Below are 15,848 nucleotides of genomic sequence, written 5' to 3' on the forward strand. Positions count from 1 at the left end.
GGTCAGGCCGGCTGGCCAGACCGGGTCGTCCGGCGCATGCGCCGCCGCTTGGCGCAAGCTGCGCCGGCGGATACACTCCGCGCGTTCGCGGAGTGTATTCCGGCTGCGGCGGAGCGCGCGAGCGCCGAGAGCTGCCGCTGGCTGCTGGAGCACACGGCAGCTCTCGGCCAGGACATCACGCCCGCGGGGCTTGATGCAGGTCTGGCCTACTTGCAGCAGGCCGACCTTGAGCGGGCGTGGGCGCGTCTTACCGACGCACCGGATGATCCGCGCCTGTACTGGCTTCATGGCGCGAACGACAGCGTATGCCCGCTTGCTGCGCAGCAGCGGGCACAAGCGACGTGCGGCCACGCGCGGTTCGTGGTGCTCCCGCACGCCGGGCATGCGCCGTTCGCTACGCAGACGGCGCAATGGCTGCACCATATACGCATGTGGTGCAGCGCATCATCGAAGGGGTCGCTATTCGATGATTTTCAGATGGAACAGGGAGGGGGGGCGTGATGTTTGCGGGGGCGAATGTGGACAAACGAATCGTGCGGCAGCGCTTTGATCGGCACGCTAAAGAGTATGACCGTTATGCCGAAGTGCAGCGGGTAATGGCGGATGAGCTGGTCGAGCGTATGTGTCAGACTATAAGACCGCCCTTATCTGAAGGAACACCACAAGGGAATCCTCCTAATACGGAGTCACTAATTTACGACATAGACCTTGATAAAATGACTGCATCGATCGATGAAGTAAGCTGTGCAGTGCGCATTCTTGATATCGGATGCGGGACGGGGATGCTGTCGGAACGATTAGCGCGTGCCTTTCCGGGAGCGGAGCTCACGCTGGTGGACTTGTCTTCGCGCATGCTGGAGCGGGCTAGTACGAAGCTGACACATGCGGGAGTCTCACCTGCCAACATACATCTTATCACTGCCGATGCGGAAGCCTGGCTGGAGAGTGCTTGTGGGCAGAAGGGGACGGGGAGGCCAACCTTCAACATTATTGCGTCTAGCGCAGCTTTCCAGTGGTTCAATTTCCCGGCTGATACAACTCATCGCTTGCTGCAATTGCTGGCTCCTGGCGGGCTATTGGCGTTTGCTACCTTCTTTCCAGGAACGGTGAGAGAGCTGCATGACGCTTTCCGCCAAGCGGAAGCGCTGCTTGGTTTTCCTACCCAACCTCACGGCCAGAGCTATCCGAATAAGGAAGATTGGATGACATGGCTGCTCGAACATGGAGGAGATGGCCCTGCAATTCGTTGGGAGACAAGCAGCTATCGCTATACATTTCCTGATGTTCGAACTGCACTCGCGCAGGTGAGACGTGTCGGTGCTGGAAATGCAGTTCTCGCACACAACGATGCTAGAACAATGGGTGATGGACAACGTAAGGGTACAACCAGCAGGGAGCTCATTCATGCGATGCTGCAAGCCTATCAAGCAACATTCCAGCAGGACGATGGGCGAGTTCCGCTTACTTATGAAGTAGCATATTGCCTTACCCAGAGGGGCTGCATACCTAGTATTTCGGGGATTGAAGGAAGTGACCGCCGTTGTAGGCGATACAAATAACGGCCGTGCTGCGACTGTCTCGGTTGACAGTGCCCACGACCGTTCGAACGTTCTGTGACAGGACAAATTAAGAAAAGCAGGTAACCTGTATGTCACGTAGAAGGGATTCCACGTCAGACAGTTTCACCATACCGGCTGAAGGCATAAGCGCATTCGCTGTACCGCAAGCGGCGCCAAGCTTCAGCCTCTCTTCAGGAGAGCAGCCGCGATGATCTGCGACGACGAGTCCCGCAACCATAGAGTCTCCGCTTCCTACAGCATTAACGGCCTCTACGCGCGGGATGGATACGCCATACAATCTCCCATCACAGCCTGCCAGAGCACCTCGCTCGCCAAGGGAGACGATCACATTGGAAATACCATCCTGCATGAGCTGCTGAACGGCTCGTACGATCTCGTCCTCATTGTCGGCAGAACCACCCGTGAGCTTCGTAACTTCATGCTCGTTTGGTTTAATCAAGTAAGGCTTGCTCTGGATGCCTGCGATCAGTGCATCGCCACTCGTATCCAAGATCGGAATCGCGCCTTGGCTTCGCGCGATCTGAATCAAGTTGGCATATAGATCTGTGTCGCATCCCTTCGGCATACTGCCAGAGAAGACCATATGAGAAGAACGAGAAGCAAGCTCTTCGATCTTAGCCTTCATGGCCTCAATCGCTTCCGGTGTGATCACAGGCCCAGCTTCCAGCAGCTCCGTCTGCGAGCCTCCTACCGGATCAATAATGTTCAGACAGAGGCGGGATTCTCCGGACACGGAGAGGAAATCTGCCTGAATACCTTCCTGACGAAGCATGTCCACGATAGCCATGCCATTGTAGCCGGCCACGAATCCAGTCGCCGTCACTTCTTCTCCTAATGCATGGATGACGCGAGCGACATTGATCCCTTTGCCTCCTGCCGTAGCAAGTGTCTCATCAGCCCGATACAGCGCATTACTGCCGAATCCGGGAATGTAATAGGTCTTATCAATAGCTGCATTAAGGGTAACAGTTGTAATCATCTTCAATCCTCCAGCCGCGATTAGCGAACGGCGCTCGCCTTCCCGATGCAGCCCGCCATTTCCATCTTGCGGATTGCCAGTTCCTTCACCGCTTGCTTCGCAGGCACCATATATTTGCGTGGGTCATTCTCGTCTGGGTTCGCTGTGAACACATCTTTGATCGCGTTCGAGAAGGCGATGCGCAGCTCTGTTGCGACGTTCATCTTACCCATGCCCAGCTTCACGCAGCGCTTCACTTGCTCCTCAGGAATACCGGAGCCGCCGTGCAGTACGAGTGGTACGCTAACTTGCTTATAAATTTGCTCTAGGCGATCGAAGGCGATTTTCGGTTCGCCTTTATAAATGCCGTGCGCAGTTCCGATAGCAGGAGCCAACGTTGGAACACCTGTCGCTTCTACGAATGCCACGCATTCTTCAGGAACAGCCAGACGCGCATCCTCTTCCTCGACGACAATGTCATCCTCCACGCCGCCGACCTTGCCCAGTTCCGCCTCGATATTGACGCCAGCAGCAATTGCTACCTTCACGACCTCTTGCGTACGGCGAACGTTCTCTTCATAAGGATGCATGGAAGCATCAATCATAACAGATGTATAGCCTGCGCGGATACATTGAACGAGCAGTTCATAGTCTGTGCAGTGATCCAGATGCAATGCGATGGGTATAGAAGCTTGCTTCGCTGCTGTTTGAGCGGCAGCTACAATATATTCTGGTCCTAGATGCTTTACGGTTCCGACTGTTGTCTGCAAGATAAGCGGTGTATTCGTCTCTTCCGCAGCTTCCACGACCGCTTGCAGCATTTCCAGTGTATGTACATTAAATGCAGTAATTCCGAATCCTTGTTCACGTGCAGCTTGGAGCATGGATGTAGAGCTGATAAGATGTCCCATTTCCGTAACCTCCTGCATATAAATGATTGAAACAATCAAAATAATGATTTATAATTTCATTAAGTTGATTATAAGGGAGGAATTTGTGATATGTCAAACCATCTTGATACACATACGTACCGGGAAATCAGCGATCAAGCGGCGGCGCTGCAAGCGGCTTGGGATCAGCTGCACAATCAGAAGGATTGGGTAGATCAATATATAGGAAACGATCAATTTGAAGAGGTTGTATTCATTGGTTCCGGGTCTTCTTGGTACCAAGCAATGACAATGGCGGCAACATACCGCAAGTGGACAGGAAGAAGTGCAGCTGCACATCCGTCCTCTGATCTGTTCTTGTTTCGCGAGCAGACGGTGACGCCATCGAAGAAGGTGCTGCTTGTGGGTGTATCTCGCTCCGGCGAATCCCATGAAGTGATTCTGGCGCTGGATTCCGTCAAGGACTTGACGCATTGGACAACATGCGGCATTACTTGTCATCCGAACAGCAAGATGGCGCAAATGACGCCATGTCTTGTATCTCCGCTAGGCGCTGAGAAGAGCACAGTTATGACGAAATCGCTCAGCAGCATGACGTTCATGATGCAGGCGGCAATTGCACTGGGTGTAGGACGGACGAAGGAATTGTCCGAGCTTGAGGGAGTGTTGCAATCCAGCAGTGCCTTCGTTACAATGGCGGATGACACGACATCTGCGTGGGTGAAGAGCAATCAATTTGATAAGACGATTTACTTGGGTATGGGCGCATTGTATGGATTGGCATTGGAAGCTTGCCTGAAGCTGAAGGAAATGACCTACACGTGGACAGAAGCATACGGCACATTGGAATTCCGTCACGGACCGAAGTCGATTGTTGAGCCAGGAACGCAGATTGTGCTGCTCTTATCGGAGAGTGCTCGTGCCTACGAACTCAAGGTAGCGCAAGAAATGAAGGCGTACGGGGCGAAAGTTGTCATTGTAACAGCGCAAGCGGGTGCGGACACTGCATTTGCAGACAAGGTCATTGAGCTTGGCCATGTGGACGCAAGCGATGAAGCGCGTGCAGTGCTGTACCTGCCTTTTGTTCAATATAACGGATATTACACAGCGCTCAAGCGGGGCTTGAATCCGGATGATCCACGGAACTTGACGCAGTTCGTATCCATTTAAAGCAGAACGAGCCGTTCAGGCTAAGCATCAAGGTTGCAGGAACAGATAGCAGCTCGCACCTTTGCTTTAGGATCGCGTTTCTTCATAAAGAGAAGCAAGCCCCGACACAGGTATGATTATGGAACGGATGGAGTGTAAGTTATGAGTGAATCGTTATCCAAGGGTGAATTGCGACGCCAGCAAATCCTGCAAGTCATGAAGCAGAATGGACGCATCACGATATCAGAAATCATAGATCGGTTCGAATGTTCGGAAGCTACGGCCCGCCGTGATTTGGATCTCATGGAGCGCAAGGGGGAACTGATCCGCACAATTGGTGGTGCGCTGCTTGAAGGGCCAGGCACGGTAAGAGAAGTCTCCTTCGACGAGAAGCGTCAATTGCTGTGGCTGGAGAAGGAAGCGATCGCAAGACGAGCCTTGGATTTCATTGAAGAAGGCGACAGCATCTGCTTGACTGGGGGAACGACGACATTCCTGCTAGCTCGGCTATTGAAGCAGCGCCAAGGGATTACCGTTGTAACCAATGCAGTCAATATTGCGATGGAGCTGTCTGATTGTGAGGGAATTCAAGTTGTTGTCATCGGAGGCGTAATGCGCAGCAACAGCTTCGAGCTGTGCGGGCCATTAGCAGAACGGACGATTGAACATTTGAATATTGAGAAGCTGTTCATGGGAATAGACGGGTTCTCGACAACGAAAGGGATCACCACGTATTCCGAGCTGGAAGCCCAGACGGCCCGCATGCTAATGCGCCAAGCGCAGCAGACTTTCGCGGTATTCGATCATACGAAGGTGGGCAAAGCATCGTTATTTACAGTGACTACTGTAGATGGGCTTACGGGATGCATAACGGACAGCCTATTGCCGGACGATATGGTCAGCACCTTGCAACAGATGGGGGTATCTTGCTATTATGCGGGGGACGAACAGTAATCAGCTGTTAAGGGTGGAGAAAGAATGAAAAACTTGTGTCATATGCGGTTTGAAACGTTTTCTCCAGTGCTGCGTATGATATGCAATAAGATGTAATCATCAATTAAACACCCAATCATGTGGTGCAAATGTGGATATAGTGGGTATATTTGTATTGAAACCATGGCGAATCGCAGACGGTATGATTTGTATCCAGAACGCACATCTTATGGATACCGCATAACTCAGCAGCCACTTGAGGATGGACGAATCGACTAGATTTCACCAACAGTCCGCTCGCTTGCATCCCGCGCAACCACCATGATACAATGGGTGTGAATCTTTACACATGAAATTAGCGTGTTACTAGTGCGACTAGGCATGAGCTAAGCGGCCGTTCACGGGGTGAACTGCATGCTTTAGCGCATGCCTTTTTATTTTCTCATAAGAGAAATTGGATTTTTTTGTCGGTTATCACAACAACCACAATGACGGACGAAAGTTCACATGGTTAAATACAAGGAGGAACTCAATATGTTTGGTTTTGGTAAAAAGAAAAAGAAAATTTCTATTACAGCACCGATCACAGGTCAAGCAGTACCTTTGGAGCAAGTTCCAGATCCAGCATTTGCACAAAAAATTATTGGTGACGGAATTGCTATAGAGCCAACACAAGGTGTATTTATCGCTCCATTCGACGGTCATGTCGTGCATTTGATCGATTCTCATCATTCCTTGGTGCTTGCGCATGAATCCGGCTTGGAACTACTCGTTCACATCGGTGTGAACACCGTATCCTTGCAAGGAAAACCGTTCAAGCCACATGTGAAATCCGGCGACAAAGTGAAAAAAGGCCAAACGCTTATCGAGTTCGATATTGCACAAATTAAAGAAGCTGGCCTTCCTGTTATAACACCAATTATCGTAGCAAACGGCGACATCGTTGCTGAGCTGAAAGCGAACACAGGCAATGTAAAAGCAGATTCCGATGAATTGATGGAAGTTGTATTGAAATAGATGGTTTTGAACTAAGTTTTAAACTAAGTCCTTAACTAAGTTCTGAGCGAGAGAGGCAACACATTCTACTATTACCGAAAAGAGGGCATAACAATGGAAAAACAATTTACAATTAAAAATCCACAAGGTATCCACGCTCGTCCAGCGGGCGCAATCATGAAGAAAGCTGCTGAATTTGCAGGAGAGCAAATTACAATCGAATTCAACGGCCGCAAAGTAAGCGCAAAAAGCATCACTGGCGTATTGACACTCGGTATGAAAGCTGGCGACACAGTAACAGTATCTGCTGAAGGCGATAAGGCTGCTGAAGCAGTTGAAGCAGTAGGCGCAGTAATCGAATCCGTATTGGACTAATAGAACGTAATCATTAACGCGGAAAAAGGAGTGGAGGAACCGATGCTACTTCAAGGTATTCCAGCTGCATCCGGTTATGCCATCGGCCAAGCATTCATCCTGGAGCACGATACATCTGAGGTTGAGCGCAAGCAGGTTGATGATGTACAGGCAGAAGCAACTCGCTTGCAGACAGCTGTACAGCAGGCTATGAACGAACTGGAGCAGATCAAAGAAGACACAGCGAAAAAATTAGGCGAGCATCAAGCTGAAATCTTCGCTACACATATCCTTGTATTGCAAGATGAAGAGTTTGTTGGGCAAGCGATTGAGAAGGTTCGCAGTGAGAAGGTAAATGCAGAGTTCGCTCTTTCGGAAGTGACTCAGCAGCTGGTCGACATCTTCAGCAGCATGGACAGTGAATATATGCGTGAGCGTGCAGCGGACTTCCGCGATGTGAGCAAGCGTGTACTCGGTCTATTGTCCGGCAAGAAATCTGCTTCTCTGAATGACTTCGAAGAGGCAGTAGTGCTCTTCGCACATGACTTGACTCCTTCCGATACAGCCCAGCTGGATCGCAGCAAGGTAGCAGGCTTTGCGACGAACATTGGCGGTCGTACTTCCCACTCGGCCATTATGGCACGCTCGATGGAGATTCCTGCGGTTGTCGGCTTGCAGGACGCTACGTCTACAGTGAAGAACGGCGACATGATCATTCTCGATGGTTCAAGCGGCATTATCCTGATCAATCCAGATTCGGATACGATTGCAACTTACCAAGAGAAGAAGGTGAAGTTTGAGAAGCGTCAGGAAGAGATGAAGCTGTACAAAGACAAACCTTCGATCACAGCTGATGGTCATGAGGTTGAACTCGTGTCAAACATCGGCAACCCACAAGATGCGCTTGGCGCACGCAACAACGGTGCTGAGGGTGTAGGCTTGTACCGTACAGAATTCCTGTACATGGGTCGTGACAACTTCCCATCTGAAGAGGAACAATACAACTCTTATGTTGCCGTATGTGAAACACTTGGAACGGAGAAGCCAGTCGTGATCCGTACATTGGATATCGGCGGGGACAAGGAGCTGCCTTACTTGCCGCTTCCGAAGGAAATGAACCCATTCCTTGGATACCGTGCGATTCGCTTATGCTTGGATCGTAAAGATCTGTTCAAGACACAGCTTCGTGCGATCCTTCGTGCAAGCGCCAAAGGCAACATAAAGCTGATGTACCCAATGATCTCTACGCTGAGCGAGCTTCGCGAAGCAAATGCGATTCTGGCAGAGACGCAAGCAGAGCTGGATGCAGAAGGCATTGCGTACAATAAAGAGATGGAAGTCGGCATGATGATCGAGGTTCCTGCTGCTGCGATTATTGCAGATCAATTGGCGAAGGAAGTTGACTTCTTCTCTATCGGTACGAACGATTTGGTACAATACACGATGGCTGCTGACCGGATGAACGAGCAAGTATCCCACTTGACTCAGCCATTCAACCCAGCGGTACTGCGCTTGATCAAGATGGTTATCGATGCTGCGCACAAAGAAGGCAAGTGGGCTGGCATGTGCGGTGAAATGGCTGGCAACCTGAAGGCTGTTCCGATCCTGCTCGGTCTTGGTCTTGATGAATTCAGCATGAGTGCAAGCTCTGTACTTCCAGTACGTGTACTGCTGAGCCGCTTGAACCGTGAAGAGATGCGCAAGCTAGCGGAAGAAGCGTTGATGCTGGAGACGGCTGAAGAGATTCAAGTTATGGTCGTTGACCGTGTATCGGCAGTTCAAGAAATGTCTATCTAATAGTAACGAATATGTTGCAGTCGGGTGAGGATAAGCTCCTTTCCCGGCTACCTCATCGTTTACATATGTGTCAATAAAATTACAAATAAATAATATTCTGCAATAATTCTACATATTCGACAAAATTAGATTTATTCGTTGACATTGATTGTAGATTCACCTAGAATGAATGATGTAGTTGACGCACGAATCGAAAACGTTTCCAAAACGTAATCTTCCATGTGTACGCTCAGGGGAAAGGAGCCTTACTTTGTCAGAACAACGTCGCTTTGAAATCGTACGGGCATTAAGCAACAATGTCGTATTGGCAAACGATGTGTTGGCTAACAAAGAAACCATCCTTATGGGGAAAGGGCTCGGCTTTGGGGCAAAGCCCGGAGGTTCTTTGGAGACGAGTGATACACGAATCGAGAAGACCTTTGTGATCGAGGACAAACAGCATTTATCGCAGTATCAGATGCTGCTTGGTCAAATTGATCCTGAAGTCATTGTCATTTCGGAGAAGATTATTTCGATCGTATCGGAGCAGTTGACGCCGGATTTGAACGAGCATATTCATCTCGCTTTGCCGAGCCATATCGAATATGCGCTTTATCGTCTTCGCAACAATATAGCGATTGAGAATCCGTTTCTATGGGAGATTCGCACATTGAACCCGAAGGAATTCGAACTCGCGTCTCAAGCAGCTGAGCTGATTAATAAGACGTTTGAGGTAGAGGTACCGGAGGATGAGATTGGTTTCTTGACGATCCATATTCAGTCTGCGGTTGCCCATGTCCCTGTCGGGAACTTTGTTCAATATAATCATCTTCTGAAGGATTTGGTCGCTCTCATCGAACGAGAGCGGGGCAGGGTCATTCCGAAGGATAGCATTGATTATTTACGATTAATTACGCATTTGCGCTTTGCGATGGAACGAATTCGCCAGGGTGATGCCACGAAGAATCCATTCCGAGACAACTTGAAGGAAATGGCGCCTTACGAATTTAGTGTCGCACAGAAATGTGCGGACGTAATGTCGAAGAAGCTGGAGATCGAAATACCTGAAGATGAAACGGCGTACATCGCAATGCATTTATATCGTTTATTTCATAAAGACTCAGAATAACGCTGGACAAGCGTGTTACTAGTTCGACTAGGCATGAGCTTGCTGGGGGATAACATCTAATTTTTTTGGATGTCGTCCCGTCGCAAGCTCATGCCTTTTTTATATTCTCTAATGCGCTTACATTTTGGCGGAGGAGATGACAGGTCAGAGCATAAATTTTTGACCTTTTATCCATACTTTACTTATTCACCACAAGGAGGAACGACATATGCTAGCCTTTTTGCAAAAAATTGGTCGTGCATTGATGCTTCCGGTTGCAACTCTGCCGGCGGCGGCGATTCTGCTTCGCTTCGGTCAAATTGACTATGTGAAAGATTTTCACTTGGGGGATACGGTCGGCGGGTTCTTGAACCAATACATCGCCCCATTCCTTGATGCAGGCGGATCTGCAATTTTTGATAACCTAGCACTATTGTTCGCAATCGGGGTTGCGATAGGCTTTGCCGCAGACGCGGTTGCTGTACTGGCAGCAGTTATCGCACATATGATTTTGCTGAAAGTGCTGACAAAGATTCCGGCAGCCTTTACATTCATTCCAGCTGATATGAAGCTGGACATGGGGGTTATCGGCGGTATCTTGGCTGGTTCCATTGCAGCCTTCATGTACAACAAATATCACAATATCAAGGTTCCAGATTGGCTCGGCTTCTTCGGCGGCAAACGCTTCGTGCCGATTGTCACTTCTGCTACGATGATCTTGATTGCGATTCCATTCGGTATCGTCTGGGGTCCAGTCCAGACAGCGCTTGATTCCTTCGGCAACTGGATCGTATCGCTTGGTGCGGTTGGTTCCGGGGTGTACCTGACAGCGAACCGACTTCTCATTCCGTTCGGTTTGCACCATGTATTGAATGCAATTCCTTGGTTCCAGCTTGGAACATTCACGGACGCAGCTGGCGAAGTATGGCGCGGCGATATCGCTCGCTTCTTCCATGGCGACATGACAGCTGGCGGATTCATGACAGGGTACTTCCCAATCATGATGTTCGCGCTTCCGGGTGCGGCGCTCGCTATTATTCATACAGCGAAGCCAGAGAAGCGCAAGGCAGTTGCATCGCTCTTCATCGGAACAGCGATTGCTTCCTTCTTGACAGGTATTACAGAACCGATTGAATTCGCGTTCATGTTCGTAGCGCCTGTGTTGTTCGTCGTTCACGCAATCTTGGCTGGTATTTCCGGCTTCGTAATGGCAACGCTTGGCGTACGTCTCGGATTCGGCTTCTCGGCAGGATTTATCGACTACGTGTTGAACTTCCCGCTTGCGACTAAGCCGCTGATGCTTATCCCTGTAGGTCTTGTATACTTCGTTGTTTACTACGTCTTGTTCCGCGTCCTCATCAAGGTATTGAACCTGAAGACGCCTGGACGTGAAGATGACGTTGAAGGCGAAGGCACCAAGACTGAAGCTGGCGGCGGCAATGCAACACTGCAAGAGAAGGCTGTGAAAGTGCTGGGGATGATTGGCGGCAAAGACAACATCATTGTCAATGAGGCCTGCATCACGCGCCTTCGTTTGACGCTGAAGGATGATTCCGTAGTGGATGAAGCTGGTCTGAAGTCCCTCGGTGCAGCTGGCGTCATGAAGCTTGGCAAGGGTAACGTTCAAGTTGTATTCGGAACGCAGTCCGAGCTCTTGAAGGAAGAAATTAAAAAGCTGTAAGCAGTGTTCAATAGACACTGTCACATAGGCAAGATGGCAAGGCAGAAAGCCAGCGGATTTGTTCCGCTGGCTTTTTTCGTATGTCGAAAAAAGAGGGCATTAAAGGAGAAGGTATAATTGTTTACGGAAACAAAGTTGATCCAAGGCAAAATATTTTCTATACTATACGTGCATCCATAGGAACTCAAACCGCTGTTCCAGACCGAAGGATAAGGAGATGGTGGAATTGGGACAAAGGAAAATGATAGACCAGCAGCGCCTGCGAGTTAAGGAGGCTGGACGATGACGATTACGCAGCAAGCCAATATGATTAATCATCCAGCCCGTCGGAATATTTTATTGTTTTTGAAGCAGCAAGGAACAGTCGGGGTGCCAGCTATCGCGGGACATCTTCAACTGACGGCTATAGCCGTTCGCAGGCATTTATATGCGCTGCAAAAGGGCGGGTATGTACATGCTCATCTGATTCGTCAGCAGCTAGGAAGACCTACCTATGAGTATAGTCTGGCTGACAAGGCAAGTATGTTGTTCGTCAGTGCATATGATGCGCTGATCATCGATATTCTTGAGCAATTGCAGGAGCGATCCGGTGAAGATACGGTGGAGCAGCTATTCCATTATCGCAGGCAGAAGTTGGAGAGGCGATATGCTCCGTTATTGAATCAAGCAAGCTTAGAGGAGAGAATCTGTGCATTAGCAGCATTACAGGACAAGGAAGGCTACATGGTTAGATGGGGAAGATGTGAGGATGGCAGCTATTGGCTGGAAGAGGCCAACTGCCCGATCTCCCAAGTTGCGGTTCAATTCGGTTCCCCTTGCAGATGCGAGCAGTCGATGTTTGCCGCGGTGCTTCAAGCGGATGTTGACCGGACAGAAAGTATTGTGGAAGGTGGCACGAGATGTATGTTCCGTATCGCTGAGCCGGATCCAGGGGAACTGTGTGAATGGTCTGAACCGGAATGTAAGGATACAGGCATCTGAGCATGAATCGATTTAGCGTGGTTGCAGCTTGCTGGGGAAAGGAGAATGATGATGAAGCGGAAGGTTGATCAAAAGGATGTCGGGGCTGAGACATCAGTCGGGATCGAATGTAATGAAAATAATGAAAGTAATGAAGCTATTGAAGTTACTGATCCTTATTTGATTTCCATCGTGAATGCATTAGAGCAGTTGACAGAGTCTTGGTCTTCTAAGCTGAAGAACGGCGGCATTAAGCTTCAGTTTGCCGTTCAAATCGGCTCCAGCCTGAGTGTAATCCAACAGGAATGGCTAATGGAGTTCCTTCAGGACTTTCATGTTCGTGATCAGGAAATGTCTAAGGTGCTGCATGCCTTTGCCACCGAGATACCAGAATGGGCGACCCGGCAAATTATTCAGCTCTTTCGCAAAGCGGAGCGTGTGAAGGCTGTACTAATTGCTCGGAATGATGTTATGGATCAGCTCGAACAGCGAATGAGGCAAATGGAGTACGACTTCTGGCAAGGCATGCTACCTACAGATGAAAATGAGCTGGAGCATGTGCTTTCAACATGGCAGCGGGAGCTGGCCGCATGGGAGGAAGAGGCATCTCGCGAGAGGAATACATACAACCGCACTTATGGAGACAGCTCGCGTTCATCGGTGAACGCACCCTCTGCCGGTAAGGATTTGACCTTTCATACGATAATTGGTGTCCCTGAAGAAGCGGATGCGAAGCAAGTGAGGAAGCAGTCCCGCAAGCTGCTGCGGGTGCTGCACCCTGATCACGGCGGAAGCGCGTATTTGTTTACATGGGTAAAGGAAGCGTACGATGCGTATCAAGCGAGCCGGATTCGCCGTGAAAGTCCCACAGCAAGATGATAAATAATAAGCGCCCCGTCCTATGTTTATCACATGGGGAGGGGCGCTGTACTGTACATAACGTTTCTTTTTTAGAAAACAGGTTCAGCTACTCGTCTCTTCGTACAACTAGCCTCTCATGCGGCGGAACGCTTCATGCGCAGCTTCAATCGTACGCTCGATGTCTTCCGCGGTATGCTCGGTAGTCAGGAACCATGCTTCGTACTTCGAAGGCGCAAGACAGATGCCTTGATCGAGCATATGACGGAAGAATGCGCCGAACGCTTCGGTATCCGTCTCTTGTGCTTCTGCATAATTCGTGACCGGATGATCGCAGAAGTGCGTCGAGAAGGAGCCGCGAATGCGGTTGATCGTAAGCGGTACGCCATAACGGTCAGCGCCTTCTTGAATGCCGTTCGTCAAGCGGATTGCCAGCTCCTCCATTTGCTCGTATACGCCCTCTGCTTGCAGAACCTCCAAGCACGCAATGCCGGCTGAGATTGAAGCAGGGTTGCCTGCCATTGTGCCTGCTTGGTATGCAGGGCCGAGCGGAGCAACTTGTTCCATGATATGCTTGCGTCCGCCATAGGCGCCGATCGGCAGGCCGCCGCCAATGATTTTGCCCATCGCTGTCAAGTCTGGTTCAATTGCTGCAAAGTCAGGGAAGGCGCGGTAAGTTTGCGCCGAACCATAATGGAATCGGAATGCGCTGATGACCTCATCATAGATAACGAGTGCCCCGTATTCGCGAGCGAGCTTGCACAAGCCTTCAAGGAAGCCTTCCGCAGGCATAACCATGCCGAAGTTGCCGACGATTGGCTCAACCATCACGGCTGCCACATCGTCTCCCCAATGCTCCAGTGCTTCCTTCAAGCTGTCCAGATCGTTGAATGGAACGGTGATTACTTCGTTAGCAATGCTGGATGGAATCCCTGCGCTGTCCGGAATACCAAGCGTAGAAGGGCCAGAACCAGCTGCAACGAGCACGAGATCCGAATGACCATGGTAGCATCCGGCGAATTTGATAACCTTCGTGCGCTTCGTATAAGCGCGGGCTACGCGAATTGTCGTCATAACAGCTTCGGTACCCGAGTTGACGAAGCGTACTTTATCCATAGACGGAACAGCTTCCTTCAACATGCGAGCCAGCTTGATTTCCAGCTCGGTCGGCGTTCCGTACAAGGTACCGTTCTGCGCAGCCCGAACGATTGCCTTCGTAACATGGGGGTGGGCATGACCTGTAATGATAGGGCCATAAGCAGCCAAGTAGTCAACATAGCGGTTGCCGTCTACGTCCCAGAAGTAAGCGCCTTGTGCGCGTTCCATGAAGACGGGGGCACCGCCGCCGACCGCTTTGAATGAGCGGGAAGGGCTGTTGACCCCACCGACGATATGTTGAAGCGCTTCTTCGTACAGTTGTGCAGAACGGTTGCGATTCGTAGTCATGTAGATGAATCCCCTTTATTGTGAATTAGTTTCAGATACGGATTGCGTGACATTCACTTCCAAAGCTTTTTGAATGTATTGCTTCAGCTTATCGTCGTCAATAACCCGGAGCACGGCAGCGTTGTTCACTCGTGCATCAGTGACATTGTCCATCGGCGGGAGCTGATGACTCTGCCCAATCGAGCTGTCGTAGCCAAGCGCGGCCAGCTTCACGATGTCATCGGCTGATAAGTTTGTCTCGACATAGGGCGACACTTCCCTGATAAGAGAGGGGAGCTGCAGCAGGTTCCAGGTTGATTTGAGCTTGTTGGCTAATGCCCCGAGCAGATCGCGCTGCCGCTGGGTGCGAGCATAATCGGACATCGCATCATAGCGGAAGCGGGCGTACATAAGCGCCGTTTCGCCATTTAGCAGCTGCTTTCCTTTTTTTAAATCAATATCGTATTGATGCTTATCTGCCTTGCTCGTATATTTCATATCCTTCTCCACTTCAAATTCCACGCCGCCCAGCGCGTCAATCAACTTGATAAATCCGACGAAGTCTGTATACACATAATATTGAATGTCCAGTCCTGTCAAGTCGCTTGCTGTCTTCATAGCCAGCTCCGGTCCGCCATAGGCGAGCGCCGCATTGAGGCGATCCTTGCCAAAGCCAGGGATGTCAACGTATGTATCCCGCAAGAGGGAGAACAAGTTGGCGCGCTTCGTCTTCGGATCGAAGGAGGCGAGCAGAATAGAGTCTGACCGTGGGACTTCGTTAGCTTCCAGTCCGCGAGAGTCTCCGCCCAGCAGTAATATGTTGACTCTCTCTTCTCCCTGCCATTTGGGAGGCTCTATGTCGACCTTCTCCGGCACGCGATGTACGACGGGGGTGAAGCGAGAGGCTTCGGGCGGCTTCTGCAGACTGTCCAAGCTGCTGTACATGGACCACATATAATAACCGGCACCAGCCAGAAGGAATACACAAACAGAAATAAGGGCATGCTTCCAATACTTTTTCAACATATGGATCGTCCTTTCCGCATCCGGCGGCAAAGCGGCGAGAGTCATGATGTCGAATCCGGTGCATTCAGCATTCTTTCAAGTCGACCTACGTGCTATAGTAAAGGTTATGGGCAAATGCTCCGCATCTTGTCTAATCAATTATAGAATTTTTACA

At 50.2% G+C, this 15,848-nt stretch carries 14 protein-coding genes; 10 read left to right on the top strand and 4 right to left on the bottom strand.

Annotated elements, in window-relative coordinates:
* Positions 1 to 500 precede the first annotated feature (500 nt).
* Positions 501 to 1,559 (top strand): methyltransferase domain-containing protein, encoded by a 1,059-nt coding sequence (locus BLS15_RS14040; protein ID WP_090512083.1) that lies wholly within the window; start codon positions 501 to 503, stop codon positions 1,557 to 1,559.
* 67 nt (positions 1,560 to 1,626) lie between these two features.
* Here BLS15_RS14040 and pfkB read toward each other — a convergent pair whose 3' ends face one another.
* Together pfkB and BLS15_RS14050 are read right to left on the bottom strand one after the other, a co-directional pair.
* Positions 1,627 to 2,559, bottom strand: a complete 933-nt coding sequence (gene pfkB, locus BLS15_RS14045) for a 1-phosphofructokinase (protein ID WP_021252252.1) — start codon at positions 2,557 to 2,559, stop codon at positions 1,627 to 1,629.
* Between the two features lie 20 nt (positions 2,560 to 2,579).
* Positions 2,580 to 3,449, bottom strand: coding sequence for a class II fructose-bisphosphate aldolase (locus BLS15_RS14050; protein WP_021252251.1), 870 nt, complete (start codon positions 3,447 to 3,449; stop codon positions 2,580 to 2,582).
* Between the two features lie 90 nt (positions 3,450 to 3,539).
* On the opposite strand from BLS15_RS14050, the gene BLS15_RS14055 reads away from it, so the two are divergent.
* From BLS15_RS14055 to BLS15_RS14095, 9 genes are all read left to right on the top strand, one after another.
* Complete coding sequence (locus BLS15_RS14055) at positions 3,540 to 4,598, top strand: SIS domain-containing protein (protein ID WP_028533653.1); 1,059 nt, start codon at positions 3,540 to 3,542, stop codon at positions 4,596 to 4,598.
* 141 nt (positions 4,599 to 4,739) lie between these two features.
* Positions 4,740 to 5,531, top strand: coding sequence for a DeoR/GlpR family DNA-binding transcription regulator (locus BLS15_RS14060; protein ID WP_021252249.1), 792 nt, complete (start codon positions 4,740 to 4,742; stop codon positions 5,529 to 5,531).
* 513 nt (positions 5,532 to 6,044) lie between these two features.
* Positions 6,045 to 6,527: a PTS sugar transporter subunit IIA gene (locus BLS15_RS14065; RefSeq protein WP_090512088.1), complete on the top strand. Its 483-nt coding sequence runs from the start codon at positions 6,045 to 6,047 to the stop codon at positions 6,525 to 6,527.
* A 93-nt stretch (positions 6,528 to 6,620) separates the two neighbouring features.
* Positions 6,621 to 6,881, top strand: coding sequence for an HPr family phosphocarrier protein (locus tag BLS15_RS14070; RefSeq protein WP_021252247.1), 261 nt, complete (start codon positions 6,621 to 6,623; stop codon positions 6,879 to 6,881).
* A gap of 42 nt (positions 6,882 to 6,923) precedes the next feature.
* On the top strand, positions 6,924 to 8,657 hold the full coding sequence (gene ptsP / locus BLS15_RS14075; protein WP_021252246.1) for a phosphoenolpyruvate--protein phosphotransferase: 1,734 nt from the start codon (positions 6,924 to 6,926) through the stop codon (positions 8,655 to 8,657).
* A gap of 250 nt (positions 8,658 to 8,907) precedes the next feature.
* Positions 8,908 to 9,765: a glucose PTS transporter transcription antiterminator GlcT gene (locus tag BLS15_RS14080; protein ID WP_021252245.1), complete on the top strand. Its 858-nt coding sequence runs from the start codon at positions 8,908 to 8,910 to the stop codon at positions 9,763 to 9,765.
* Between the two features lie 208 nt (positions 9,766 to 9,973).
* On the top strand, positions 9,974 to 11,425 hold the full coding sequence (locus tag BLS15_RS14085) for a PTS transporter subunit EIIC (RefSeq protein ID WP_021252244.1): 1,452 nt from the start codon (positions 9,974 to 9,976) through the stop codon (positions 11,423 to 11,425).
* Between the two features lie 282 nt (positions 11,426 to 11,707).
* On the top strand, positions 11,708 to 12,406 hold the full coding sequence (locus tag BLS15_RS14090; RefSeq protein WP_021252243.1) for a helix-turn-helix transcriptional regulator: 699 nt from the start codon (positions 11,708 to 11,710) through the stop codon (positions 12,404 to 12,406).
* Between the two features lie 45 nt (positions 12,407 to 12,451).
* Entirely contained in the window at positions 12,452 to 13,264 is an 813-nt protein-coding gene (locus BLS15_RS14095) for a J domain-containing protein (RefSeq protein ID WP_231515207.1), read from the top strand.
* 108 nt (positions 13,265 to 13,372) lie between these two features.
* Here BLS15_RS14095 and BLS15_RS14100 read toward each other — a convergent pair whose 3' ends face one another.
* On the bottom strand, positions 13,373 to 14,689 hold the full coding sequence (locus BLS15_RS14100) for a glutamate-1-semialdehyde 2,1-aminomutase (RefSeq protein WP_021252241.1): 1,317 nt from the start codon (positions 14,687 to 14,689) through the stop codon (positions 13,373 to 13,375).
* Positions 14,690 to 14,704: 15 nt separating this feature from the next.
* A complete protein-coding gene (locus BLS15_RS14105) occupies positions 14,705 to 15,739 on the bottom strand; it encodes an LCP family protein (protein ID WP_072730527.1) in 1,035 nt (344 codons plus the stop codon).
* Between the last annotated feature and the right edge of the window lie 109 nt (positions 15,740 to 15,848).

The organism is Paenibacillus sp. cl6col (assembly GCF_900102125.1).
GTDB lineage: Bacteria > Bacillota > Bacilli > Paenibacillales > Paenibacillaceae > Paenibacillus_B > Paenibacillus_B suaedae.